This is a genomic window from Bradyrhizobium sp. WSM1743 (assembly GCF_000473065.1).
Lineage (GTDB): Bacteria > Pseudomonadota > Alphaproteobacteria > Rhizobiales > Xanthobacteraceae > Bradyrhizobium.
In genome coordinates this window covers 1-22,754 of sequence record NZ_AXAZ01000048.1, presented here as the reverse complement: position 1 = coordinate 22,754, position 22,754 = coordinate 1, and the positions used below count along the sequence as shown (strand labels likewise).

The 22,754-nt window shown below is 64.4% G+C and carries 21 protein-coding genes; all 21 read left to right on the top strand.

Annotated elements, in window-relative coordinates:
- The first annotated feature begins 9 nt into the window (after positions 1–9).
- The 21 genes from nuoF (at position 10) to YU9_RS0125160 (ending at position 22,484) form a co-directional block, all read left to right on the top strand.
- The gene (gene nuoF, locus YU9_RS0125265) at positions 10–1,335 is read left to right on the top strand and encodes an NADH-quinone oxidoreductase subunit NuoF (RefSeq protein WP_027575311.1); all 1,326 of its coding nucleotides are present in this window, start codon (positions 10–12) and stop codon (positions 1,333–1,335) included.
- A 5-nt stretch (positions 1,336–1,340) separates the two neighbouring features.
- The gene (gene nuoG / locus YU9_RS0125260) at positions 1,341–3,416 is read left to right on the top strand and encodes an NADH-quinone oxidoreductase subunit NuoG (RefSeq protein ID WP_027575310.1); all 2,076 of its coding nucleotides are present in this window, start codon (positions 1,341–1,343) and stop codon (positions 3,414–3,416) included.
- Positions 3,417–3,426: 10 nt separating this feature from the next.
- Positions 3,427–4,494: an NADH-quinone oxidoreductase subunit NuoH gene (gene nuoH / locus YU9_RS0125255; protein WP_100232716.1), complete on the top strand. Its 1,068-nt coding sequence runs from the start codon at positions 3,427–3,429 to the stop codon at positions 4,492–4,494.
- A gap of 14 nt (positions 4,495–4,508) precedes the next feature.
- Positions 4,509–4,997: an NADH-quinone oxidoreductase subunit NuoI gene (gene nuoI, locus YU9_RS0125250; RefSeq protein ID WP_027575308.1), complete on the top strand. Its 489-nt coding sequence runs from the start codon at positions 4,509–4,511 to the stop codon at positions 4,995–4,997.
- 137 nt (positions 4,998–5,134) lie between these two features.
- Entirely contained in the window at positions 5,135–5,773 is a 639-nt protein-coding gene (locus tag YU9_RS0125245) for an NADH-quinone oxidoreductase subunit J (RefSeq protein WP_027575307.1), read from the top strand.
- Positions 5,770–6,078, top strand: a complete 309-nt coding sequence (nuoK, locus tag YU9_RS0125240) for an NADH-quinone oxidoreductase subunit NuoK (RefSeq protein WP_008547737.1) — start codon at positions 5,770–5,772, stop codon at positions 6,076–6,078. The genes YU9_RS0125245 and nuoK overlap by 4 nt, the downstream gene beginning before the upstream one ends.
- Before the next feature lie 7 nt (positions 6,079–6,085).
- Entirely contained in the window at positions 6,086–8,179 is a 2,094-nt protein-coding gene (gene nuoL, locus YU9_RS0125235) for an NADH-quinone oxidoreductase subunit L (protein WP_027575306.1), read from the top strand.
- Complete coding sequence (locus YU9_RS0125230; RefSeq protein WP_027575305.1) at positions 8,180–9,688, top strand: NADH-quinone oxidoreductase subunit M; 1,509 nt, start codon at positions 8,180–8,182, stop codon at positions 9,686–9,688. It abuts the gene before it with no gap.
- Between the two features lie 22 nt (positions 9,689–9,710).
- Positions 9,711–11,147 (top strand): NADH-quinone oxidoreductase subunit NuoN, encoded by a 1,437-nt coding sequence (gene nuoN / locus YU9_RS0125225; RefSeq protein ID WP_027575304.1) that lies wholly within the window; start codon positions 9,711–9,713, stop codon positions 11,145–11,147.
- A gap of 1 nt (position 11,148) precedes the next feature.
- Positions 11,149–11,955, top strand: a complete 807-nt coding sequence (locus YU9_RS0125220; protein WP_027575303.1) for a biotin--[acetyl-CoA-carboxylase] ligase — start codon at positions 11,149–11,151, stop codon at positions 11,953–11,955.
- A complete protein-coding gene (locus YU9_RS0125215; protein ID WP_027575302.1) occupies positions 11,955–13,625 on the top strand; it encodes a ribonuclease J in 1,671 nt (556 codons plus the stop codon). Before YU9_RS0125220 ends, YU9_RS0125215 begins: the two co-directional genes overlap by 1 nt.
- 12 nt (positions 13,626–13,637) lie before the next feature.
- Entirely contained in the window at positions 13,638–14,186 is a 549-nt protein-coding gene (locus tag YU9_RS0125210; RefSeq protein ID WP_156952106.1) for a hypothetical protein, read from the top strand.
- Between the two features lie 18 nt (positions 14,187–14,204).
- On the top strand, positions 14,205–14,609 hold the full coding sequence (gene mce, locus YU9_RS0125205; RefSeq protein WP_027575300.1) for a methylmalonyl-CoA epimerase: 405 nt from the start codon (positions 14,205–14,207) through the stop codon (positions 14,607–14,609).
- A gap of 9 nt (positions 14,610–14,618) precedes the next feature.
- On the top strand, positions 14,619–14,894 hold the full coding sequence (locus YU9_RS0125200; protein ID WP_027575299.1) for a DUF1467 family protein: 276 nt from the start codon (positions 14,619–14,621) through the stop codon (positions 14,892–14,894).
- 175 nt (positions 14,895–15,069) lie between these two features.
- Complete coding sequence (locus YU9_RS0125195; protein WP_027575298.1) at positions 15,070–15,417, top strand: hypothetical protein; 348 nt, start codon at positions 15,070–15,072, stop codon at positions 15,415–15,417.
- A gap of 33 nt (positions 15,418–15,450) precedes the next feature.
- A complete protein-coding gene (gene mtnK, locus YU9_RS0125190; RefSeq protein WP_027575297.1) occupies positions 15,451–16,737 on the top strand; it encodes an S-methyl-5-thioribose kinase in 1,287 nt (428 codons plus the stop codon).
- Positions 16,738–17,085: 348 nt separating this feature from the next.
- A complete protein-coding gene (locus YU9_RS0125180) occupies positions 17,086–18,675 on the top strand; it encodes an ABC transporter substrate-binding protein (protein WP_027575296.1) in 1,590 nt (529 codons plus the stop codon).
- Positions 18,676–18,729: 54 nt separating this feature from the next.
- Positions 18,730–19,653 carry an ABC transporter permease gene (locus YU9_RS0125175; RefSeq protein WP_027575295.1) on the top strand — a complete coding sequence of 308 codons (924 nt, stop codon included), beginning with the start codon at positions 18,730–18,732 and terminating at the stop codon, positions 19,651–19,653.
- Positions 19,650–20,471 (top strand): ABC transporter permease, encoded by an 822-nt coding sequence (locus YU9_RS0125170; RefSeq protein WP_027575294.1) that lies wholly within the window; start codon positions 19,650–19,652, stop codon positions 20,469–20,471. Before YU9_RS0125175 ends, YU9_RS0125170 begins: the two co-directional genes overlap by 4 nt.
- Complete coding sequence (locus YU9_RS0125165) at positions 20,468–21,448, top strand: ABC transporter ATP-binding protein (protein WP_027575293.1); 981 nt, start codon at positions 20,468–20,470, stop codon at positions 21,446–21,448. The genes YU9_RS0125170 and YU9_RS0125165 overlap by 4 nt, the downstream gene beginning before the upstream one ends.
- Entirely contained in the window at positions 21,441–22,484 is a 1,044-nt protein-coding gene (locus YU9_RS0125160; RefSeq protein ID WP_027575292.1) for an ABC transporter ATP-binding protein, read from the top strand. The genes YU9_RS0125165 and YU9_RS0125160 overlap by 8 nt, the downstream gene beginning before the upstream one ends.
- The last annotated feature ends 270 nt before the right edge of the window (positions 22,485–22,754 follow it).

Sequence of the window (22,754 nt, the reverse complement as noted above, 5' to 3'; positions counted from 1 at the left end):
AGCACTGATATGCTCGAGGACAAGGACCGCATCTTCAAGAACCTCTACGGCCTCCACGACTGGGGGCTCGAGGGCGCGCGGCGCCGCGGCGCCTGGGATGGCACCAAGAATATCATCGACAAGGGCCGCGACTGGATCATCAACGAGATGAAGGCGTCGGGCCTGCGCGGCCGTGGCGGCGCCGGCTTCCCGACCGGTCTGAAATGGTCCTTCATGCCGAAGGAGTCGACCGACGGCCGGCCGAGCTATCTCGTCGTCAACGCCGACGAATCCGAGCCCGGCACCTGCAAGGACCGCGAGATCATGCGGCACGATCCGCATCTCCTCGTCGAGGGCTGCCTGCTCGCCAGCTTCGCGATGAACGCGCATGCCTGTTACATCTACGTGCGCGGTGAATTCATCCGCGAGCGTGAGCGCCTCCAGGCCGCGATCGACCAGGCCTACGAGGCCAAGCTCATTGGCAAGGACAACATCAACGGCTGGCCGTTCGACCTCTACGTCGCCCACGGCGCCGGCGCCTACATCTGCGGCGAGGAAACCGCGCTGCTGGAAAGCCTCGAGGGCAAGAAGGGCCAGCCGCGTCTCAAGCCGCCGTTCCCGGCGAACGTCGGCCTGTTCGGCTGCCCGACCACCGTCAACAACGTCGAGTCCATCGCGGTTGCGCCCGACATCCTGCGTCGCGGCGCGGCGTGGTTCGCCGGCATCGGCCGTCCGAACAATGTCGGCACCAAGCTGTTCTGCATCTCCGGCCATGTCGAGCGGCCCTGCAACGTCGAAGAGGCCATGGGCATCCCGTTCCGTGAGCTGATCGACAAGCATTGCGGCGGCATCCGCGGTGGCTGGGACAACCTCAAGGCCGTGATCCCCGGCGGCTCGTCGGTGCGCATGGTGCCGGCCGAGCAGATCATCGACACGCCGATGGATTTCGATAGCTTGAGCAAGCTGCGCTCGGGCCTCGGCACCGCGGCCGTGATCGTGATGGACAAGTCGACCGATCTGATCCGCGCCATCGCCCGCATCTCCTACTTCTACAAGCACGAGAGCTGCGGCCAGTGCACGCCGTGCCGCGAGGGCACGGGCTGGATGTGGCGCGTGCTCACCCGCATGGCCGAAGGCCGGGCCCATAAGCGCGAAATCGACATGCTGCTCGAAGTGACAAAACAGGTCGAAGGCCACACCATCTGCGCGCTTGGCGATGCGGCGGCCTGGCCGATCCAGGGGCTGATCGCGCACTTCCGTCACGAGATCGAAGCGCGCATCGACCAGTATTCGCATAAGGCCGATGTCGACGATATCGGCGTCCGCGACCCCGTGAACATGGTCGCGGCGGAGTAAGAGACATGACCAAGCTCATCATCGACGGCAAAGAGATCGATGTCCCCGCCGAGTACACGCTGCTTCAGGCGTGCGAGGCGGCCGGCGCCGAGATTCCGCGCTTCTGCTACCACGAGCGGCTGTCGATCGCCGGCAATTGCCGGATGTGCCTCGTCGAGGTGAAGGGCGGCCCGAAGCCGGTCGCGAGCTGCGCCTGGGGCGTGCGCGATTGCCGTCCGGGTCCCAAGGGCGAGCCACCGGAGATCTCCACCCGTTCGCCGATGGTGAAGAAGGCGCGCGAAGGCGTGATGGAATTCCTTCTGATCAACCATCCGCTGGACTGCCCGATCTGCGACCAGGGCGGCGAGTGCGACCTGCAGGACCAGGCGATGGGCTATGGTGTCGACACCAGCCGCTTCGCCGAGAACAAGCGTGCGGTCGAGGACAAATATCTCGGCGCGCTGGTCAAGACCTCGATGAACCGCTGCATCCAGTGCACGCGCTGTGTCCGCTTCTCGGCGGAAGTCGCAGGCGCGCCCGAGATGGGGGCGACCGGCCGCGGCGAGGACATGGAGATCACGACCTATCTCGAGCACGCGCTGACCTCGGAACTGCAAGGCAATCTCGTCGACATCTGCCCGGTCGGCGCGTTGACCTCGAAGCCCTATGCCTTCGCCGCGCGCCCTTGGGAGCTCGGCAAGACCCAGTCGATCGACGTCATGGACGGCCTGGGATCGGCGATCCGCGTGGATACCCGCGGCCGTGAGGTGATGCGGATCCTGCCGCGCATCAACGAGGCCGTGAACGAGGAGTGGATCTCCGACAAGACCCGTCACGTCGTCGACGGCCTGCGCACCCAGCGCCTCGACCGGCCCTATATCCGCGAAGCCGGCAAGCTGCGTGCCGCGAGCTGGCCCGAGGCCTTCGCCGCCATCGCCGCCAAGGCGGCCCGCACCGACGGCAAGCGCATCGGCGCGATCGCCGGCGACATCGCCGGCGTCGAGGAGATGTTCGCGCTGAAGGATCTCTTGGCCAAATACGGCTCGACCAATCTGGCGGTGCAGGGCGGCGACGCCTTCGATCCCGCCCTCGGCCGCGGCTCCTACATCTTCAATCCGACGCTGGCAGGCGTGGAGCAGGCCGATGCGCTGCTCATCATCGGCGCCAATCCGCGCAAAGAGGCGGCCGTGTTCAACGCCCGCATTCGCAAGCGCTGGCGTGCCGGCGGCTTCAAGGTCGGCGTGATCGGCGCCAAGGCCGACCTGACTTATGATTACGATCACCTCGGCGCGGGCACCGAGACGCTCAGTGAGCTCGCGGCCGGCAAGCACTCCTTCATGGACGTGCTGAAGAACGCCAAGCACCCGATCATCCTGGTCGGTGCGGGTGCGGCGGCCCGTCACGACGGAGCCGCCATTCTCGCCGCTAGCGCCAAGCTCGCGCTCGATGTCGGAGCGGTCAAGGACGGCTGGAACGGCTTCGGCGTGCTGCACGAGACTGCCTCGCGCGTCGGTGCGCTCGATATCGGCTTCTCCGCCGCGGCGGGTGGGCTGAACGCCGCGCAGATGACGACCTTCGGCACGCTGGACTTGCTGTTCCTGCTCGGGGCCGACGAGATCAAGGCGCCGGACGGCACCTTCGTCGTCTATATCGGCACCCACGGCGACCGCGGCGCACATCGCGCCGACGTGATCCTGCCGGCAGCGGCCTACACCGAGAAGTCCGCGATCTACATCAACACCGAAGGCCGCGTGCAGATGACCGGCCGCGCCGCGTTCCCGCCGGGCGAAGCCCGCGAGGACTGGGCGATCATCCGCGCGTTGTCGGAAGCGCTCGGCAAGAAGCTCGGTTACGACTCGCTTTCGGCGCTGCGCCAGGCGATGTTCAAGGCCGTGCCGCATCTGATCCGTCTCGGCCAGATCGAGGCCGGCTCCGCCGACCAGATCAAGAAGCTTGCAGGCAAGGGCGGCTCGCCGGAAAAGGTGCCGTTCAAGCCTCTGGTCGAGGACTTCTACCTGACCAACCCAATCGCGCGTGCGTCCGCCGTGATGGCGGAATGTTCGCGCCTCGCCTCCGGGCACATGCTGACCGCAGCGGAGTGAGCGTGATCTGATGGAATTCTTCGAAAGCGCATTCTGGACCGGCTTCCTCTGGCCGCTGATCATCATGGTCGCGCAGAGCGTCTTGGTGCTCGTCGTCCTCCTGGTCGCGATCGCCTATATCCTGCTCGCCGACCGCAAGATCTGGGCGGCGGTGCAGATCCGCCGCGGCCCGAACGTGGTCGGCCCGTGGGGCCTGCTGCAGTCCTTCGCGGATCTCTTGAAGTTCGTGCTCAAGGAGCCGATCATCCCGGCGGGCGCAAACAAGGGCGTTTTCCTGCTGGCGCCGCTGGTGTCGTGCGTGCTCGCGCTCGCAGCCTGGGCGGTGATCCCGACCAATCTCGGCTGGGTGATCTCCGACATCAACGTCGGCGTCCTCTTCATCTTCGCGATCTCGTCGCTGTCGATCTACGGCATCATCATGGCCGGCTGGTCGTCGAACTCGAAGTATCCGTTCCTGGCCGCGCTGCGCTCGGCGGCGCAGATGGTGTCGTACGAAGTCTCGATCGGCTTCGTCATCATCACGGTGCTGCTCTGCGCCGGCACGCTGAACCTCACGGCCGTGGTCGAGGCCCAGCATGCGCGCGGTCTTGCCAGCCTGATCGGGCTGCCGCAGCTGACGATCCTGAACTGGTACGTCTGGCCGCTGTTCCCGATGTTCGTGGTGTTCTACGTCTCGGCACTGGCGGAAACCAACCGTCCGCCGTTCGATCTCGTGGAAGCCGAATCCGAGCTCGTCGCCGGCTTCATGGTCGAATACGGCTCGACTCCATACCTCCTGTTCATGCTCGGCGAGTATGTCGCGATCGTCACGATGTGCGCGTTGGCGACGATCCTGTTCCTCGGAGGCTGGCTGCCGCCGGTCGATCTGCCGCCCTTCAACTGGGTGCCGGGGATCATCTGGTTCTCGCTGAAGCTGTTCTTCATGTTCTTCCTGTTCGCGATGGCGAAGGCGATCGTGCCGCGCTACCGCTACGACCAACTGATGCGCCTCGGCTGGAAGGTGTTCCTGCCGCTGTCGCTGGTGATGGTGGTCGTGGTGGCTGGCGTGCTGCATTTCGCCGGCATCGCGCCGAAGTGAGGGCCGTCATGGGTATCAACATCAACGCCACTGCACGCTCGCTTCTGCTGTCGGAATTCGTCTCGGCGTTCTTCCTCGCCATGCGCTACTTCTTCCAGCCGAAGCCGACCATCAACTATCCGTTCGAGAAGAACCCGATCTCGCCGCGGTTCCGCGGCGAGCACGCGCTGCGCCGCTATCCGAACGGCGAAGAGCGCTGCATCGCCTGTAAGCTGTGCGAGGCGATCTGCCCGGCGCAGGCCATCACCATCGAGGCCGGCCCGCGCCGCAACGACGGCACCCGCCGCACCGTGCGCTACGACATCGATATGGTGAAGTGCATCTATTGCGGCCTCTGCCAGGAGGCCTGTCCGGTCGATGCCATCGTCGAAGGCCCGAACTTCGAGTTCGCGACCGAGACCCGCGAGGAGCTCTATTATGACAAGGCCAAGCTGCTCGCCAACGGCGACCGCTGGGAACGCGAGATCGCGAAAGCGATCGAGCTCGACGCGCCGTACCGGTGAGGTGAGGGCATGATGCTTCCCGCCAACCTCTCGTCATTCCGGGGCGCGCGAAGCGCGAACCCGGGATCTCGCGCCACAACCTCCAGATTCCGTGTTCGCGGGCTTTGCCCGCGCCCCGGAATGACGGGGAATGTCCGATGATCCTTCCCGCGTTGTTCTTCTATCTCTTTGCCGGCGTCTGCGTCGCCTCGGCCGTGATGGTGATTGTCTCGCGCAATCCCGTGCACTCCGTGCTGTACCTGATCCTGGCCTTCGTCAACGCCTCCGGCCTGTTCGTGCTGATGGGTGCCGAGTTCCTCGGCATGATGCTGATCGTCGTGTATGTCGGCGCGGTCGCGGTGCTGTTCCTGTTCGTGATCATGATGCTCGACGTCGACTTCCTCGAGCTGCGCGAGGGTTTCATCGAGTACCTGCCGGTGGGCCTCGTGATCGGCGGCATCTTCCTGTTCGAGCTGCTGCTCACCGTCGGCTTCTGGGTCATCAACCCCGGTGTCTCCAAGACGATCACGGCGGCAATCCCCACGAATGTCTCGAACACCGAGGCGCTCGGTCTCGTGCTCTATACGAAGTACATCCACTACTTCCAGCTCGCCGGCATGGTGCTGCTGGTTGCGATGATCGGTGCGATCGTGCTGACGCTGCGGCATAAGGCGAAGGTCAAGCGGCAGGACATCAACGTTCAGAACGCACGCACGCCCGACATGGCGATGGCGATGCGCAAGGTCGCGTCGGGGCAGGGGCTCTCGGACGCCGATGCTGCGGAGTGGGTGAAATGACGATCGGGCTCGGACATTATCTGGCGGTCGGCGCGATCCTGTTCACGCTCGGCATCCTCGGTATCTTCCTGAACCGCAAGAACATCATCGTCATCCTGATGTCGATCGAGCTGATCCTGCTCTCGGTCAACATCAACCTCGTGGCGTTCTCGACCTTCCTCGGCGACATCGTCGGCCAGGTCTTCGCGCTGCTGGTGCTGACGGTTGCGGCCGCCGAAGCCGCAATCGGTCTCGCCATCCTGGTGGTCTATTTCCGCAACCGCGGCTCGATCGCGGTTGAGGACGTCAATCTGATGAAGGGTTAACCCGGCTATGGTTCAGGCAATCGTCTTTCTGCCTCTGCTGGGCGCAATTCTTGCCGGCCTGATCTCGCTGGTCGGGGCGCATGGGCGCAACCCCTCAGGCGACACCGTCGAGCATCACCACGAGGCGCACGGTAATGGTGCGAATAACGGTCATGTCTCCGCTGCCTCCATCAAGGAGGAGGGGAGCGTTATTCACGAGACCCATGACGAGCCGGGCCATCACGACCACGAGCCGCCGGCGGCTGGGTCGCGGGGCGCCGAGCTGATCACCACGGGGCTGCTGTTCGTCTCGGCCGCACTGTCCTGGATGACCCTGGTCGATGTCGGCTTCATGCACCATGACGCCCGCATCCAGCTGCTGCCCTGGATCTTCTCGGGCGACCTCCAGGTCTGGTGGACGCTGCGGGTCGACACGCTCACCGCCGTGATGCTGGTGGTGGTCACGACCGTGTCCTCGCTCGTGCACCTCTATTCCATCGGCTACATGGATGAGGACCCGAACCGGCCGCGTTTCTTCGGTTATCTCTCGCTGTTCACCTTCGCCATGCTGATGCTGGTGACGGCCGACAACCTCGTGCAGCTGTTCTTCGGCTGGGAAGGGGTGGGTCTCGCCAGCTATCTGCTGATCGGCTTCTGGTACCAGAGGCCCTCGGCGAACGCCGCCGCCATCAAGGCCTTCGTGGTCAACCGCGTCGGCGATTTCGGCTTCGCGCTCGGCATCTTCGCGATCTTCATGCTGGCCGGCTCGACCGATTTGGAGACCATCTTCCATGCCGCACCCGGTCTCACCGGCAAGACCATCAACTTCCTCGGCTGGCATGCCGACGCGCTGACCCTGACCTGTCTCCTCTTGTTCATGGGCGCGATGGGCAAGTCGGCGCAGTTCCTGCTGCACACTTGGTTGCCGGACGCGATGGAAGGCCCGACCCCGGTGTCGGCGCTGATCCATGCCGCGACCATGGTCACCGCCGGCGTGTTCATGGTGGCGCGCCTGTCGCCGCTGTTCGAGCTCGCCCCGAATGCGCAGGCCGTCGTCATGTTCTTCGGCGCGACCACCGCGTTCTTCGCGGCGACGATCGGTCTCGTCCAGAACGACATCAAGCGCATCGTTGCCTACTCGACCTGTTCGCAACTCGGCTACATGTTCGTCGCGATGGGAGCAGGGGCCTATTCGGTCGGCATGTTCCACCTGTTCACGCACGCCTTCTTCAAGGCGCTGCTGTTCTTGGGCTCCGGCTCGGTGATCTACGCGATGCACCACGAGCAGGACATCCGCAACATGGGCGGCCTCTGGAAGAAGATCCCCTACACCTATGCGGTGATGGTGGTCGGCACCTTGGCGCTGACCGGCTTCCCGCTCACCGCCGGCTATTTCTCCAAGGACGCGATCATCGAGTCCGCCTACGCCGCGCACAATCCGTTCGCGATGTACGGCTTCCTGATGACGGTCGTCGCCGCCGGCCTGACCTCGTTCTACTCCTGGCGCCTGATCTTCAAGACCTTCCACGGCGAGCCGCATGACGAGCATCACTACGAGGCCGCGCATGAGGCTCCGATCTGGATGCTGATCCCGATCGGCGTGCTCGCGGTCGGCTCGTTCATCGCAGGGCTCCCGTTCAAGGAGCTGTTCGCCGGTCACGGCATCGAGGAGTTCTTCCGCGAGTCCGTGAAGATGAACCCGCACATCATCGAGGAGATGCACCACATCCCCGAGACCATCGCCTTCCTGCCGACGGTGATGATGGTGGTGGGCTTCCTGATCTCGTACCTGTTCTATATCCAGCGGCCCTACATCCCGGTCCAACTCGCCAAGGAGCAGCCGGGGCTGTACCAGTTCCTGCTCAACAAATGGTACTTCGACGAGCTCTACGACATTATCTTCGTCCGTCCGGCGAAGTGGATCGGCTACCAGCTCTGGAAGAAGGGCGACGGCTTCATCATCGACGGCCTCGGACCTGACGGCGTCTCGGCCCGCGTGCTCGACGTCACCCGCAACGTCGTGAAGATCCAGACCGGCTATCTCTATCATTATGCATTCGCCATGCTGATCGGCGCGGCCGGCCTGATCACCTGGTTCATGTTCGGCTTTGGAGGCCAGTAAATGACAACCTGGCCCATTCTTTCGGTCACGACGTTCCTGCCGCTGGTCGGTGCGCTGATCGTCTATCTCAGCCGCGGCGATGACGAGGCGGCCCGGCGCAATTCGCGCTGGATCGCGCTCTGGACCACGCTGATCACCTTCGCGGTGTCGGTGATCCTGGTTCTGCGCTTCGATCCCGCAAACCCCGACTTCCAGTTCGTCGAGAAGGCGAGCTGGCTCGCCACCGGCATCACCTACCACATGGGCGTCGACGGCATCTCGCTGCCGCTCGTGATCCTCACCACCGCCGTGATGCCGTTCTGCATCATCGCGAGCTGGAAGGCGATCACGAGCCGCGTCCGCGAATACATGATGGCGTTCCTGATCCTGGAAACGCTGATGGTCGGCACCTTCTCGGCGCTCGATCTCGTGCTGTTCTACCTGTTCTTCGAGGGCGGCCTGATCCCGATGTTCCTGATCATCGGCGTCTGGGGCGGTCCGCGCCGGGTCTACGCGTCATTCAAGTTCTTCCTCTACACGCTGCTCGGCTCGGTCTTGATGCTGCTCGCCATCATGGCGCTGTACTGGAACGGCGGCACCACCGACATCCCGACCCTGATGCACACCGCCGTGCCGCGGTCCTTGCAGACCTGGGCGTGGCTTGCCTTCTTCGCCTCCTTTGCGGTGAAGATGCCGATGTGGCCGGTCCACACCTGGCTGCCCGACGCGCATGTCGAGGCGCCGACCGCGGGCTCCGTGGTCCTCGCCGCGATCCTCCTGAAGATGGGCGGCTACGGCTTCCTGCGCTTCTCGCTGCCGATGTTCCCGCTGGCCTCGCACGACTTCGCGCCGCTGATCTTCACGCTCTCGGTCATCGCCATCATCTACACCTCGCTGGTGGCCCTGATGCAGGAGGACATGAAGAAGCTGATCGCCTACTCGTCGGTGGCGCATATGGGCTTTGTCACCATGGGCATCTTCGCCGGCACCATGCAGGGCGTCGCCGGCGGTATGTTCCAGATGATCTCGCACGGCATCGTCTCCGGCGCGCTGTTCCTGTGCGTCGGCATCGTCTACGACCGCCTGCACACCCGCGAGATTGCGGCCTATGGCGGCCTCGTCAACCGGATGCCGCTCTACGCGATGACCTTCATGGTCTTCACCATGGCCAATGTCGGCCTGCCCGGCACGAGCGGCTTCGTCGGCGAGTTCATGACGCTGCTCGGCACCTTCAAGGTCTCGCTCCCGACCGCGTTCTTCGCCACTTTTGGCGTGATCCTGTCGGCTGCTTACGCGCTGTGGCTCTATCGCAAGGTCGTCTTTGGGGCCCTGGTCAAGCCGTCGCTGATGAGCATGAAGGATCTCACCTTCCGGGAGTGCCTGACGCTGTTCCCGATGATCGCGCTGACGATCCTGTTCGGCGTCTATCCGAAGCCGGTGCTCGACATGTCGGCCGCCTCGGTCCAGCAACTCGTCAACAATTACAATACCGCCGTGACGGCCGTGAAGGCCGCCGCACTGCTCCAGTGATCGGGCAGGTCAGGATATCGCCATGAGCTTTTCGACTGCAGGTTATCAACTGGCGCCGGTGCTGCCCGAGCTCGTGCTCGCGGTCGGCGCCATGGCGCTTCTGATGCTGGGAGCCTATCGCGGGCAGGGGACGACCAGGACGGTCACCTCGCTGGCAGTGGTGTTGCTGATCGTGGTCGGCGCGCTCGTCTACGGCCAGCCCGCGGGCAAGCAGGTGACCTTCGGCGGCAGCTTCATCGTCGACGACTTCGCCCGCTTCATGAAGATCCTGGCCCTGATCGGCTCGGCGGTGACGCTGATCCTGTCGACCGAGTTCCTCTCCGACCCGTCGCGCCGCATCTTCGAATACGCGATCCTGGTGCTGCTTTCGACGCTCGGCATGATGGTGCTGATCTCGGCCGGTGACCTGATCTCGCTCTATCTCGGCCTCGAATTGATGTCGCTGGCGCTCTACGTCGTGGCAGCCTCGAACCGCGACAACGCCAAATCGACCGAAGCCGGCCTGAAGTATTTCGTGCTCGGTGCGCTGTCCTCGGGCATGCTGCTCTACGGCGCCTCGCTGGTCTATGGCTTCACCGGTACCGTCAGCTTCACCGGCATCGCCGGGGCCGCGACGGTCTCCAACATCGGCCTGATCTTTGGCCTCGTTTTCCTGCTCGTCGGCCTCTGCTTCAAGGTCTCGGCGGTGCCGTTCCACATGTGGACGCCGGACGTGTATGAAGGCGCGCCGACCCCGGTCACCGCCTTCTTCGCCTCGGCGCCGAAGGTAGCCGCGCTCGCCGTGTTCACCCGCGTCACGCTGACGGCATTCCCCGGCATCGTCTCGCAGTGGCAGCAGATCCTGGTGTTCGTGTCGATCGCCTCGATGGCGCTCGGCTCCTTCGCCGCGATCGGCCAGAGCAACATAAAGCGCCTGATGGCCTATTCCTCGATCGGTCACATGGGCTTCGCGCTGGTCGGCCTGGCCTCGGGCACGGTCGAGGGCGCGCAGGGCGTGCTCATGTACATCGTGATCTATGTCGCGATGACGCTCGGCTCGTTCTCGATCATCCTCGCCATGAAGCGCAACGGCCAGGCCGTGGAGCAGATCAGCGATTTCGCCGGTCTGTCGCGCACCAATCCGCTGCTCGCGTTCATGTTCGCGATGCTGCTGTTCTCGCTCGCTGGCATTCCGCCGCTCGCCGGCTTCTTCGCCAAATGGTACGTCTTCGTCGCCGCCATCAAGGCGAACCTGTTCACGCTTGCCGTCATCGGCGTGCTGACCAGCGTGGTGGGTGCCTATTACTACCTCGCCATCGTCAAGACGATGTACTTCGACGAGCCGGCCGGCCAGGTCGATCCGGTGCGCATCGAGGTGCGGACGGTGCTGGCGGTCGCGGGCGTGTTCAACATCCTGTTTGCGCTGTTCGCAGGTCCCGTGGTGAGCGTCGCCTCCGCCGCGGCAAAGTCGCTGTTCTAGGATGGGCTTCGCGCTCGGTCCTCGCGCACTCTCGGCGGGCTACAAGCTCGCCGCGTTCGAACGGACCGGCTCGACCAATACCGAGGCGATCGAGCACGCCCGCGCCGGCGAGCGCGGCCCGATGTGGTTCGTGACGTCGGAGCAGACCGCCGGCCGCGGCCGCCGCCAGCGTGCCTGGATTGCGCCAAAGGGCAATCTCGCCGCCAGCGTCCTCGAGATCCTCGACATCGCGCCTGCGGTTGCCGCCACCATCGGGTTTGCGGCAGGGCTGGCGGAAGAAGCCGCGCTGGAGAAGGTCAGCGTTGAGGCCGCGCTGCGGCTCGGTCCCGACCGTACCCGATACGCCCTGAAATGGCCGAATGACGTCCTCGCCAATGGCAAGAAGCTGGTTGGGATCGGCCTCGAGGCGGAGGTCGTCGGCGACCGGCTCGCCGTCGTCGTCGGCATCGGCACCAACGTCGTGGCGGCGCCCGAGGGCACGCCGACGCCCGCCGTGTCGCTCGCCGCCCTCGGTGTCCAGATCAGCGCGGACGAACTGTTCTCGGCCCTGTCCGATGCCTGGGTCGAGTTCCGTGGCATCTGGGACAATGGCCGCGGCTTTGCCGAGATCCGCAAGCTCTGGCTGGAGCGCGCCGCCGGCCTCGGCGAGAAGTTGGCGATCCACACGGGAACCATGACGCTGGAAGGCATTTTCGACACGATCGACGACACCGGCTGCCTGATCGTCCGCACCGCCGAGGGCCGCCTTGTGCCGGTGGCCGCGGGCGAGGTGTTCTTCGGCCCCGTCGCCTCCGTGGGAGCTGCGTGATGGCAAGGCCCGACGAACTGGTGTTTGCGCCGCTCGGTGGCGTCGGCGAGATCGGCATGAACCTGTCGATCTATGGCCTCGGCAACCGTCACCAACGCGCCTGGCTGGCGGTCGATCTCGGCGTCTCCTTCGGCGACGAGGAGCATCTGCCCGGCATCGACCTGATCATGCCCGACATCAGCTTCCTGGAGAAGGAGCGCAAGAACCTGATGGGCCTCGTGCTGACCCACGCCCATGAGGATCATTTCGGCGCCATCATCGACCTCTGGCCCAAGCTGAAATGCCCGATCTACGCCACCAAGTTCAGCGCCGCACTGTTCGAGGCTAAATGCGCCGCCGAGCGCAATGTACCCGAGATCCCGGTCACCGTCGTCCCCTCGGGCGGCCGCGTCGATATCGGCCCGTTCAACGTCGAGTTCATCCCCGTCGCGCACTCGATTCCGGAAGCGCACGCGCTGGCGATCCACACCGAAGCCGGCATCGTGCTGCACACCGGCGACTGGAAGATCGACCCGACCCCGACATTGGGGGCTCCGACCGACGAGAAGCGGCTGCGCGAACTGGGCGAGCAGGGCGTGCTCGCCTTGATCGGCGATTCCACCAACGCCGTGCGCGACGGCCGCTCGCCGTCGGAGGCCGAGGTCGCCAAAACCATCATCGACCTCGTGAAATCAGCCAAGGGTCGCGTCGCGGTCACGACCTTTGCCTCCAACGTCGCCCGCGTCAAAGCCGTCGCCGACGCCGCCAGGGCCGCGGACCGCGAGGTCGTCGTGGTCGGCCGCGCCATGGAGCGCGTGGTGCAGGTCGCGCGCGAGACTGGCTATCTCGAGGGCGTGCAGAACTTCCGCTCGCCCGATGTCTACGGTCACCTGCCGCAGGACAAGGTACTTGCCCTGTGCACCGGCAGCCAGGGCGAGCCGCGCGCCGCGCTGGCGCGCATCGCCAATGACGACCATCCTGAAATCACGCTGAATCGCGGCGACAGCGTCATCTTCTCCTCGCGCACCATTCCCGGCAACGAGAAGGCGGTCGGCTCGATCATCAACAATCTGGTGCTCCAGGGCGTCGAAATCATCACCGACCGCGACGCTCTGGTCCACGTCTCCGGCCACCCTCGCCGCGACGAGCTGCGCGATTTGATTTCCTGGGTGAAGCCGCAGCTCCTGATCCCCGTCCACGGCGAGGCCCTGCATCTGCACGAGCACGCCAAGCTCGCGCGCGCCGCCGGCGTCCCGCGCGTGCTGGTCTGCCGCAACGGCGACCTCGTCAAGCTCGGCCCCGGCGATCCCGGCATCGTCGGCGAGGTGCCGTCGGGCCGTCTCTACAAGGACGGCACGATCCTGGAGGATTCCAAGTCCCGTGCTGTGATCGAGCGCCGCCGCATGGCCTTCTCCGGCTGCGCCTTCGTCGCCATCGCCATGACCGCGCAGGGCGAGCTCGCCGACGAGCCCGAGGTCGATCTCGTCGGAATCCCAGAGAAGAACAGGGCCGGCGAGACCTTCGACGACCTGGTTTTCGACGCCGTGATGTCCACGATCGAGGGGCTGCCGAGGGCGCGCCGCCGCGATCCGGACGCCCTGGCCGAGTCGGTGCGACGCGCGGTCCGGGCCGTGATCAACGAACATTGGGGCAAAAAGCCCCCCTGTCTGGTACATGTGCTGACAGTTTGAGGGAGAACGTCGGTGCTTGCCACAGGGTACGGGAGTTTCTCGTCAAGACTGATGGTTGGCCTGCTCGTCCTGTTCAATTGGGCTCTGGAGCCGGCGATTGCCGCGCAAGCAATGTTCGCTCTCCACGCGGATATGACTTTTCTCTTTGTGTGCGAGCGGCAGCCGCGCGCGGAAGTGGAGCGACAATCCGAGGCCTTCCTGAAGCAGAATGGATTTCGGGTTCTGAACCTAGCGGACGTTCAGCATCGCCACGGATTCCGCTTCATGGAAAGTCACCTGGTCGCGCTCGATCGGGACCAGAGGATGGTCGAGATCATGTCGGTTCCGAGCGGCAAGGAACTGTATTCCTTTGCGCTGTATTCCATGCCGCCGACCGAACACTCCACCGCCTTCGAGGGAGACGCGCTGAGGCTTGCCTCCGGCGCGCTTGGGTGTGAGAACCGTCAGATCGACCGCCACGAGAACGGACCGGAACGGCGGCCCTTCTTTGAATCTGAGATCAGGCGCGTTGAGAGGTTGTTCGAACAGGCGGATCGGCTTAACGGTGAGCGCCGTATCTAGGCTTGGGAGGAATTGAAGATGCTGGGTCGCCTCAACCATGTCGCGATCGCGACCAAGGATGCGGTCAAGGCCGCGAAGATCTACGGCGCGGCATTCGGTGCTCAGATTTCGGAGGCCGTGCCGCTGCCCGAGCATGGTGTCACCACCGTGTTCGCGACGCTGCCCAACACCAAGATCGAGTTCATCGAGCCGCTTGGTGAATCCTCCCCGATCGCAAAATTCCTCGAGCGCAATGCCGACGGAGGCATCCACCACGTCTGCTACGAGGTCGTCGACATCATCGCCTCGCGCGACACGCTGGTGAAGGAGGGCGCGCGGGTGCTCGGCGACGGCGTGCCGAAGGTCGGCGCCCACGGCAAGCCGGTGCTGTTCCTGCACCCGAAGGACTTTTCCGGCGCGTTGGTCGAGATCGAGCAGGCGTAAGGCCGTCCCATGGCCATCCAGATATCGACCGCGATCGCGATCTACTTCATCATCTGGTGGGTCGCGCTGTTCCTGACGCTGCCGTTCGGCGTGCGCAGCCAGCACGAGGACGGCGTCGGCGCCCCCGGCACCGACCCCGGCGCGCCGATCCTGACGCGGATGGGCCGCAAGCTGATCTGGACCACGATCATCTCGGCGGTGATCTACGGCCTCGGCCTAGCGGCCTATCATGCCGGCCATCTCTCGATCGAGCGCCTGTCGAAATTGATGGGAATGCCGTTCTAGGAGATCGAGTCGATCGCGCCGAAAGGCGATAGGCTAAGGCTCTCGACCAAGCTCGTCATTGCGAGCGAGCGAAGCAATCCAGTATCCCACCGCGGAACGATTCTGGATTGCTTCGCTCCGCTCGCAATGACGCCGGAGATAGTTTGTATATTGAATCAAAGTTTGGGGGGAACGAATGACTTTTCAGCGTATCGTCATTGCGCTTCTGGTGCTGATCGTCGCCGGTCTGGGTGCCATCGGCTATGTCGAGTGGAAGATGGCCGTGCAGGTGCGCACCCTGAAGGCGTTCGTCGAGGGCTATGTCTTCAACGAGGCTGTGCTGGCCTGCGAGCAGGCCAGGAGCTCGACGCCATTCAAATGGAACGGGGGCAAGAGCACCTCCGTGATCGGCCTGAACTCGGTCAAGCCAGACAAATACACCGTCAGCGCCAGCTACACGCTGGTGGCGGACGGCGTCTATTGTGATTACGATCCGATCAAAAGAAAGGCCGGGATCGGCTCGAGCTTCCTGGAGCGGGAGTAACGATCCGGCCCATACAGATTGGGTGGCATCGTCATGGCGCAGGGGCAGGGGGACTACCGGATTCTGCATGAGGCGGCCTTGCGGGATTATCTCGCGGGTCTGCCGGAGCTCAAGGCGATCCTTGGCGGCGAGCCCGCCTCCTGGGCGATCACCGAAGTCGGCGACGGCAATCTCAATCTCGTCTTCATCGTCAATGGCGACGGCGGCGGCATCGCCGTGAAGCAGGCTCTGCCCTATGTCCGTCTCGTCGGCGAAAGCTGGCCGCTGCCGTTGTCGCGGGCCCACTACGAATATCTCGCCCTGTCCCGGCAGGCCCAACTCGCCCCGGGCCTGGTGCCGGCTCTGCTGCATCACAACGAGACCTTGGCACTGACGGTGATGGAGCTGCTCGAACCTCACATCATCATGCGCAAGGGCCTGGTCGCGGCAACGCGCTATCTGCGTTTCGTGGACGATATCACCACGTTCATGGCGCGGACGCTGTTCTTCACCTCCGACCTCGCGCGCTCCGCGGCCGAGAAGAAGGAGGCCATCGCCGCCTTTGCCGGCAACCACGCACTGTGCAAGATCACAGAGGATTTGATCTTCACCGATCCCTACCGCATCGCCGAGCAGAACCGCTGGACCGCGCCGTATCTCGACGGGCTGGCTGCGAGCTTGCGCGACGATATGGATCTGCACGTCGCCATCTCAAGGCTGAAGCTGAAGTTCATGGCAAGCCCCGAGGCGCTGATCCATGGCGATCTCCACACCGGCTCGATCATGGTGACGGAGAACGAGACGCGGGTGATCGATCCCGAATTCGCGTTCTACGGCCCGATGGGGTTCGATGTCGGCGCCGTGCTGGCCAATCTCCTGATGGCCTATTTCGCCTCCGCCGGCCACGCGCGCGCGCCGGGTGAACGGGCGGCATTCGAGGCCTGGGTGCTGGAGACCGTCGAGCAGGTCTGGACCGAGTTCGCCCGCAAATTCCTCGACCTCTGGCGGGCGGGCGCGGCTGGCGACGCCTATCCAGTCTCACTCTTCGGCGGCGAGAACGGCGCCAGGCGGCTGGAGGCCGAGCGGCAAAGCTACATGCAGCGGCTGTTTGCCGATACCGTCGGCTTCGCCGCCGCAAAAACCATCCGCCGCATCTTCGGCCTCGCCCACAACATCGATTTCGAACTGATCGAGCACCCGAAGCAGCGGGCGGTCAGCGAAGCCCGTGCCGTGCGGCTGGCGCGCGCGATGATGGTGGAGACAGCGGCGTTTCCGGCGATCGCCGACGTCACCGGCGCTGCCCGGAAATTGCGGGACTGGCAGCCGGAGCTAACGAGCTGACAGAACCTTGTGGCAAGGAGCGTGCCACTACACCCCGTCATTGCGAGCGCAGCGAAGTAATCCAGAATCTTGCCGCGGAGCCAGTCTGGATTTGCTTCGCTGCGCTCGCAATGATGGTGGAGGGAGCCGCGCTCGCGGCGCAAATAATGTTCCTGAGCGTGGTCTCGTTGATCAGGAAAAATGTTCACTGAACCTTGGTCGCTCGATGATGCACCGCGTCAATGCCCCCCCGGTCGAAGGACTGCCTCAGGAACTGGCATCGGTTGCCATTAAAACGAAGCTTGCTTTCGACAGGCGACGAATGATCAAATCTCTTATCGGACTACACCTGCGTTGTTGGGGGAACACATGATGTTCAGGACAATCGCGATCGTCGCGGGGCTCGGACTGGCGCTCGCCGCCACGGCGGAGGCCCAGACGCCGCGCAAGGGCGGAACCATCCGGATGACGGCGCCCTATGGCTCGAGCTTCACAAGTCTCGACATTCACACCACGCAACGTGCCCAGGATGAGATCTACGCCAAGGCCTTGCACCGGTCGCTCTACATCTGGAATTCCGCGGAAGGAAAGCCGGTCCTGGAACTCGCCAAGGATGATGTGGTCTCGGGCGGAGGTCTCGTGCACACCTTCAAGCTGCGCGATGACGCCTATTTCCACAATGGCCGCAAGATGACCGCCGACGACGTGATCTGGTCCTACAACCGCATCATGGACGGCACCAAGGCCTACCCCGGCGCGCGCTATGTCCGCGTGATCGAGGGCGCGTCCGCGGTCGAGAAGGGCCAGGCCAAGGAGATCTCCGGCCTGAAGAAGATCGACGACTTCACCATCGAGATGAAGCTGACCGAGAAGGTCGATCCCGGCTTCTACTTCTTCACCGCGCTGACCTCGATCTACCCGGCCGACGAGGCCGCCAAGGAGAGCTTTATCCAGAAGCCGATCGGTCTCGGGCCGTTCAAATTCGTCGAGCACGTGCCGGGATCGCGCATCGTCCTGGAGCGATGGGACCGGTTCTACAAGCCCGGCAAGCCCTATGCCGACAAGGTCATCGTGTCGGTGATGGGCGAGGCCGCTGCGCGCGATGTCGCCTTCCGCAACAAGGAGATCGATACCTCGGTGCTGGGACCCGCGCAGTATGTCGCCTACCAGTCCGACGCCGCCCTCAAGGGCACCATCGTTGAGGTCGCCGAGGTCTTCACGCGCTACATGGGGATGAATACCTCGTTCAAGCCGTTCGCCGACAAGCGCGTCCGGCAGGCGATCAACTACGCGATCGATACCGATTTGATCATCAACAAACTGGTCAAGGGCAAGGCCTATCGCGCCACCAGCTGGCTGCCGCTGACCTCGCCGCTCTACGACAAGACCATGAAGCCCTACGCTTATGACCCCGCCAAGGCCAAGCAGCTGCTGACCGAAGCGGGCTATCCTGGCGGCTTCGAGTTCGAATGGACCACCAGCCAGAATGAGAGCTGGGGCCTGCCGATCGTGTCGGCCGTCATCCCGATGCTGGACAAGGTCGGCATCAAGGCCAAGGTCAAGCAGGTCGAGACCGCAGTGCTGGCGGAGGTGGTTCGCAGCGGCGACTATCAGGCCTTCATCTATTCCCAGCAGACCGGCCCGGATCCCCAGGCCGCGCTGAAATGCTTCCACTCGGCGACGCCGCAATCGGCCTGCAACTACATGAATTTCAAGAATGCCGACTTCGACAAGTTGATGGATGAGGCCGGACAGGCCGACGACGTGGCCAAGCGCGGCCAGTTGCTGCAGAAGGCCAATGCGCTGCTCTATGACGAGGCGCCGGTCTGGTTCTTCAACTACAACAAGGCGGTCATGGCGGTGCAGCCTTGGCTCAAGGGAGTTCAGCTCAACGCGACGGAGCTGACCCATCAGAACGTCGAAGACCTCTGGGTCGACGAGACCTCGCCCGCGAAGTGACACGCGCGCTCCCTCCATCGTGACCGACGATGGCGGGAGCGAGGAAAAGTGCCGATGCTCTCGTTCCTGATCCGTCGCCTCCTGCAAACCGTTCCGACCGTGCTCGCCGTCGTGCTGCTGGTGTTCGTGCTGTTCAGCGTCGTTCCCGGCAGCATCGTCTCGACCATGAGCGACGACAGCGATCCGCAGGTCGAGCTGCGCATGAAGAAGCAGCTCGGCCTCGATCAACCCGTCTACATGCGCTTCGGCGCCTATGTCGCGAGGCTTGCGACCGGTGATCTGGGGGCCTCGTTCCGGACCCGCGAGCCGGTGACGACCATGATCGCCAAGCGGGTATGGCCGACGCTGCAGCTGATTTTCGCATCCATGGCGTTTGCGATTCTGCTCGGCGTGCCGCTCGGCTTCGTCGCTGCCTTGCGGCCGGGCAGCCTCGTCGACACCGCCTCGATGGTCCTGGCGGTGTCGGGCCTGTCATTGGCCAAGTTCTGGCTCGGGCTGCTGTTGATGTACCTGTTCGCCCTGAGGCTCGGCTGGTTGCCGAGTTTCGGCTATGGCGATGGTGGCCTCAAATATCTGATCCTGCCGGCCGTGACGCTCGGCGTCTCGCCGATGGCGCTGCTGGCCCGGACGACGCGCGCCGCGGTCCTCGAGATCATGACCGCCGACTTCGTCCGCACGGCACGCTCGAAGGGCATGAGCGAGACCAGGGTCGTGAAGTGGCACGTGATGCGCAACGCGCTCGTCCTCATTCTCACCACCATGGGCCTGCAATTCGGCGCGCTGATGGGGCAGGCGGTCGTGGTCGAGAAACTGTTCTCCTGGCCGGGGATCGGCTCGCTCCTCGTGGACAGCGTCTTGCAGCGCGACATTCCCGCCGTCCAGGGCTCCATTCTCGTGGTGGTGCTGTTCTTTCTCGCGATCAATCTATTGATCGACGTACTCTACGGCGTGATCGATCCCAGGATTAGATACGCATGAAGCTCCGCGCCAATCTCGTCATCGGCGGGTCGTTGTTCGCGCTCGCGATCCTGGTGGGCCTGCTCGCGCCCTGGCTGGCGCACACGGATCCTGTCATGGACGCCAATCTGATGAATGCGGAGGAGCCCCCGAGCTGGACCTGGTGGTTCGGCACCGACGGGCAGGGCCGCGACATCTATTCCCGCGTCCTCTACGGCGCACGCGTGTCCCTGACCGTCGGCATCGTCTCCCAGCTCATCAACAGCGTCATCGGCGTGGCGCTAGGCCTGAGCGCCGGCTATTTTGGCGGCTGGTGGGACGATTTCGTCAATGCCCTGACCAATCTCATGCTCGCGATCCCCTCGCTGATCTTTGCGCTCGCCATCATGGCGGTGCTCGGTCCCGGTCTGACGAGCCTGCTGATCGCGCTCGGGCTGACCAACTGGTCCTTCACGTGCAGGCTCGCGCGCGCATCGGCGTTGTCGCTGCGGAGCCAGGGCTATGTGCAGGCCGCAACCGTGCTCGGCTACGGCGATTTGCGCATCATGATCACGCAGCTCTTGCCGAACATGCTCGGGCCGATCGTCGTCATCGGCACGCTCGGCATGGGCAGCGCGGTCTTGTCCGAAGCCGCATTGTCGTTCCTCGGCCTCGGCGTCCGCCCGCCTTTTCCGAGTTGGGGCAGCATGTTGTCGGAGGCCCGCGACCAGATCACGACGGCGCCGTGGCTCTCGATGTTTCCCGGCCTTGCCATCTTCCTGACGGTGCTCGGTCTCAACCTGCTCGGCGACGGCCTGCGCGACATCCTTGATCCCCAATCGCGGAGCCGGCGCACATGACGGGCTCGCCGCTGATCGAGGTCGAAGATCTCCGCATCGATCTCGATGACGGATCGAGGCGGGTTCCGGCGGCCGAAGGCGTCTCGTTCCGCATCGATCGGGGCGAGACGTTCGGCCTTGTCGGCGAATCCGGCTGCGGCAAGAGCATCACGGCGCTTGCCTTGATCGGCCTGTTGGGGTCGCCCTTGTCAATCGGCGGTGGCGTCATCCGGTTCGAGGGGCGGCAGATCCAGAACCTCTCAGCCGCCAGGCAGCGGGAGCTGCGCGGCAACCGCATCGCCATGATCTTCCAGGAGCCGATGACGGCGCTGAATCCGGTCTCGCCGGTGGGACGGCAGATCGCCGAGATGTTCGTGCTGCACAAGGGCAAGAGCTGGCGGGAAGCCAACCAGCTGGCGGTCGAGGCGCTCGCGAGCGTCCGCGTCCCCGCCCCAGAGCGGCGCGTGAAGGATTACCCGCATCAGCTGTCCGGCGGCATGCGCCAGCGCGTGATGATCGCCATCGCACTCGCCTGCGGTCCGGACCTGCTGATCGCCGACGAGCCGACCACCGCGCTCGACGTCACCGTGCAGGCGGAGATCATCGAGCTGATGCGTAATCTCTGCGCTGAGCGCGGAACGGCGATCCTGATGATCAGCCACGATCTCGGCCTCGTCGCCAATGTCTGCCGCCGCGTGGCCGTGATGTATGCCGGCCGCATCGTCGAGGAGCGCGGCTCGGCCGATATCTTCCGCGCGCCCTCGCACCCCTATACGCAGGGCCTCGTCGATTCCCTGCCGCGGCTGGGCAGCCGCGCTGCGCTCGGCCGCAGCAGGCTTAAGGAGATCGCAGGCGTCGTTCCGGCGATCACGAATTTCCCTGATGGCTGCCGGTTCAATCCGCGTTGCGCGCAGGCGACGGATATTTGCCGAACCACCGCGCCGCAGACGGATGGGCTGGAGGCGGGCGGTTTCGTCCGGTGTCACCACCATGCATGAGCCGCAGAACATGCTGGGTGAAGCCCGGCGGGACGACGATCTCATTCTCACCATCGAGGATCTCGCGGTTCATTTCCCGCTGGGAGGTGGCCTGCTGGGCCGCGGCCGGCGGCTGCTGCGCGCGGTTGACGGTGTCGATCTCAAATTGAAGCGTGGCGAATGCCTCGGTCTGGTCGGCGAGTCCGGGTCCGGCAAGTCGACGGTCGCATTGTCGATCCTCGGTTTGCTGACGCCGACGCGCGGCCGCATCATGCTGGACGGGCAGGTCGTGACCGGCGGGCAATCCGGTGATCGCAAAGCGCTGGCCCGCATCGTGCAGATGGTGTTCCAGGATCCCTATGCCTCGCTCAATCCGCGCCAGACGGTTCGCCGCACGCTCGAAGATCCCCTGCGCGTGCACGGCGTGACCGCGAAGAGCGAGATCGAGGACCGCGTCGCGACCATGCTGCGGCATGTGGGCTTGCGCCCCGAGCAGGCCGACCGCTACCCGCATGAGTTCTCAGGCGGCCAGCGCCAGCGCATCGGTATTGCCCGCGCCCTGATCCTCAATCCAAAGATCGTCATCTGCGACGAACCGGTCTCGGCCCTCGATGTCTCGATCCGCGCCCAGATCATCAATCTGCTCTTGGAATTGAAGGACACGCTCGGCCTGTCCTACATCATGATCAGCCACGACCTCGGCGTCGTCGAGCACATGAGCGACCGCGTCGCCGTGATGTATCTCGGCCGCATCGTCGAGAACGGCCACTGGCGCGAGATTTTTGAGCACCCAGCGCACCCCTACACGCAAGCCCTGATCGCCGCCATCCCCGATCCCCTGCGCCATGCCCCGCTGGCAACGACAGGCGGGGACCTTCCCAATCCGCTCAACCCGCCGAACGGCTGCGCCTTCAGCCCGCGGTGTCGATATGCGGAGGCGATGTGCCGGAGCGAGCCGGGGCCGGTGCTGGAGACGCGGGCGGATGGGCACGCGGTGCGGTGCTGGCGGAGTGAGGAGCTTGCGGGGCGGGTGGCGTTAGTCGCGACCGAGGGGTGATACGCCGAAGGCGCGTTTCCCCCAGGGATACGAGTCGAAGAAATTTAGCATGCCCGCTGTTGGCCGCTATCCGGTGTAAACCGGACGCGCCGCCGCGCTCATTTCGACCGCCGCTTATGACCCAGGCCGTGTGAAAAGGCTCTGTTTGCTGTGATTCGGGCGATAAGATTTCCTGCGATTTTGCGGGGCATCTGATGAAGCGCTTTGTTGAAGGGGTGGATCGGGGGCAGAGCACGCTGTTTCCGTCGTCGCTCGATGACTATGTGAGCG

What these genes read in the sequence shown, in the direction of transcription:
- YU9_RS0125230 (WP_027575305.1), top strand. Translation starts at nt 8,180, where the DNA reads ATGACAACCTGGCCCATTCTTTCGGTCACGACGTTCCTGCCGCTGGTC.
- YU9_RS0125175 (WP_027575295.1), top strand. Translation starts at nt 18,730, where the DNA reads ATGCTCTCGTTCCTGATCCGTCGCCTCCTGCAAACCGTTCCGACCGTG.
- YU9_RS0125215 (WP_027575302.1), top strand. Translation starts at nt 11,955, where the DNA reads ATGGCAAGGCCCGACGAACTGGTGTTTGCGCCGCTCGGTGGCGTCGGC.
- YU9_RS0125245 (WP_027575307.1), top strand. Translation starts at nt 5,135, where the DNA reads ATGATCCTTCCCGCGTTGTTCTTCTATCTCTTTGCCGGCGTCTGCGTC.
- nuoK (WP_008547737.1), top strand. Translation starts at nt 5,770, where the DNA reads ATGACGATCGGGCTCGGACATTATCTGGCGGTCGGCGCGATCCTGTTC.
- YU9_RS0125165 (WP_027575293.1), top strand. Translation starts at nt 20,468, where the DNA reads ATGACGGGCTCGCCGCTGATCGAGGTCGAAGATCTCCGCATCGATCTC.
- YU9_RS0125180 (WP_027575296.1), top strand. Translation starts at nt 17,086, where the DNA reads ATGATGTTCAGGACAATCGCGATCGTCGCGGGGCTCGGACTGGCGCTC.
- YU9_RS0125200 (WP_027575299.1), top strand. Translation starts at nt 14,619, where the DNA reads ATGGCCATCCAGATATCGACCGCGATCGCGATCTACTTCATCATCTGG.
- YU9_RS0125195 (WP_027575298.1), top strand. Translation starts at nt 15,070, where the DNA reads ATGACTTTTCAGCGTATCGTCATTGCGCTTCTGGTGCTGATCGTCGCC.
- nuoN (WP_027575304.1), top strand. Translation starts at nt 9,711, where the DNA reads ATGAGCTTTTCGACTGCAGGTTATCAACTGGCGCCGGTGCTGCCCGAG.
- YU9_RS0125160 (WP_027575292.1), top strand. Translation starts at nt 21,441, where the DNA reads ATGCATGAGCCGCAGAACATGCTGGGTGAAGCCCGGCGGGACGACGAT.
- mce (WP_027575300.1), top strand. Translation starts at nt 14,205, where the DNA reads ATGCTGGGTCGCCTCAACCATGTCGCGATCGCGACCAAGGATGCGGTC.
- YU9_RS0125170 (WP_027575294.1), top strand. Translation starts at nt 19,650, where the DNA reads ATGAAGCTCCGCGCCAATCTCGTCATCGGCGGGTCGTTGTTCGCGCTC.
- nuoG (WP_027575310.1), top strand. Translation starts at nt 1,341, where the DNA reads ATGACCAAGCTCATCATCGACGGCAAAGAGATCGATGTCCCCGCCGAG.
- nuoF (WP_027575311.1), top strand. Translation starts at nt 10, where the DNA reads ATGCTCGAGGACAAGGACCGCATCTTCAAGAACCTCTACGGCCTCCAC.
- nuoL (WP_027575306.1), top strand. Translation starts at nt 6,086, where the DNA reads ATGGTTCAGGCAATCGTCTTTCTGCCTCTGCTGGGCGCAATTCTTGCC.
- nuoH (WP_100232716.1), top strand. Translation starts at nt 3,427, where the DNA reads ATGGAATTCTTCGAAAGCGCATTCTGGACCGGCTTCCTCTGGCCGCTG.
- YU9_RS0125220 (WP_027575303.1), top strand. Translation starts at nt 11,149, where the DNA reads ATGGGCTTCGCGCTCGGTCCTCGCGCACTCTCGGCGGGCTACAAGCTC.
- mtnK (WP_027575297.1), top strand. Translation starts at nt 15,451, where the DNA reads ATGGCGCAGGGGCAGGGGGACTACCGGATTCTGCATGAGGCGGCCTTG.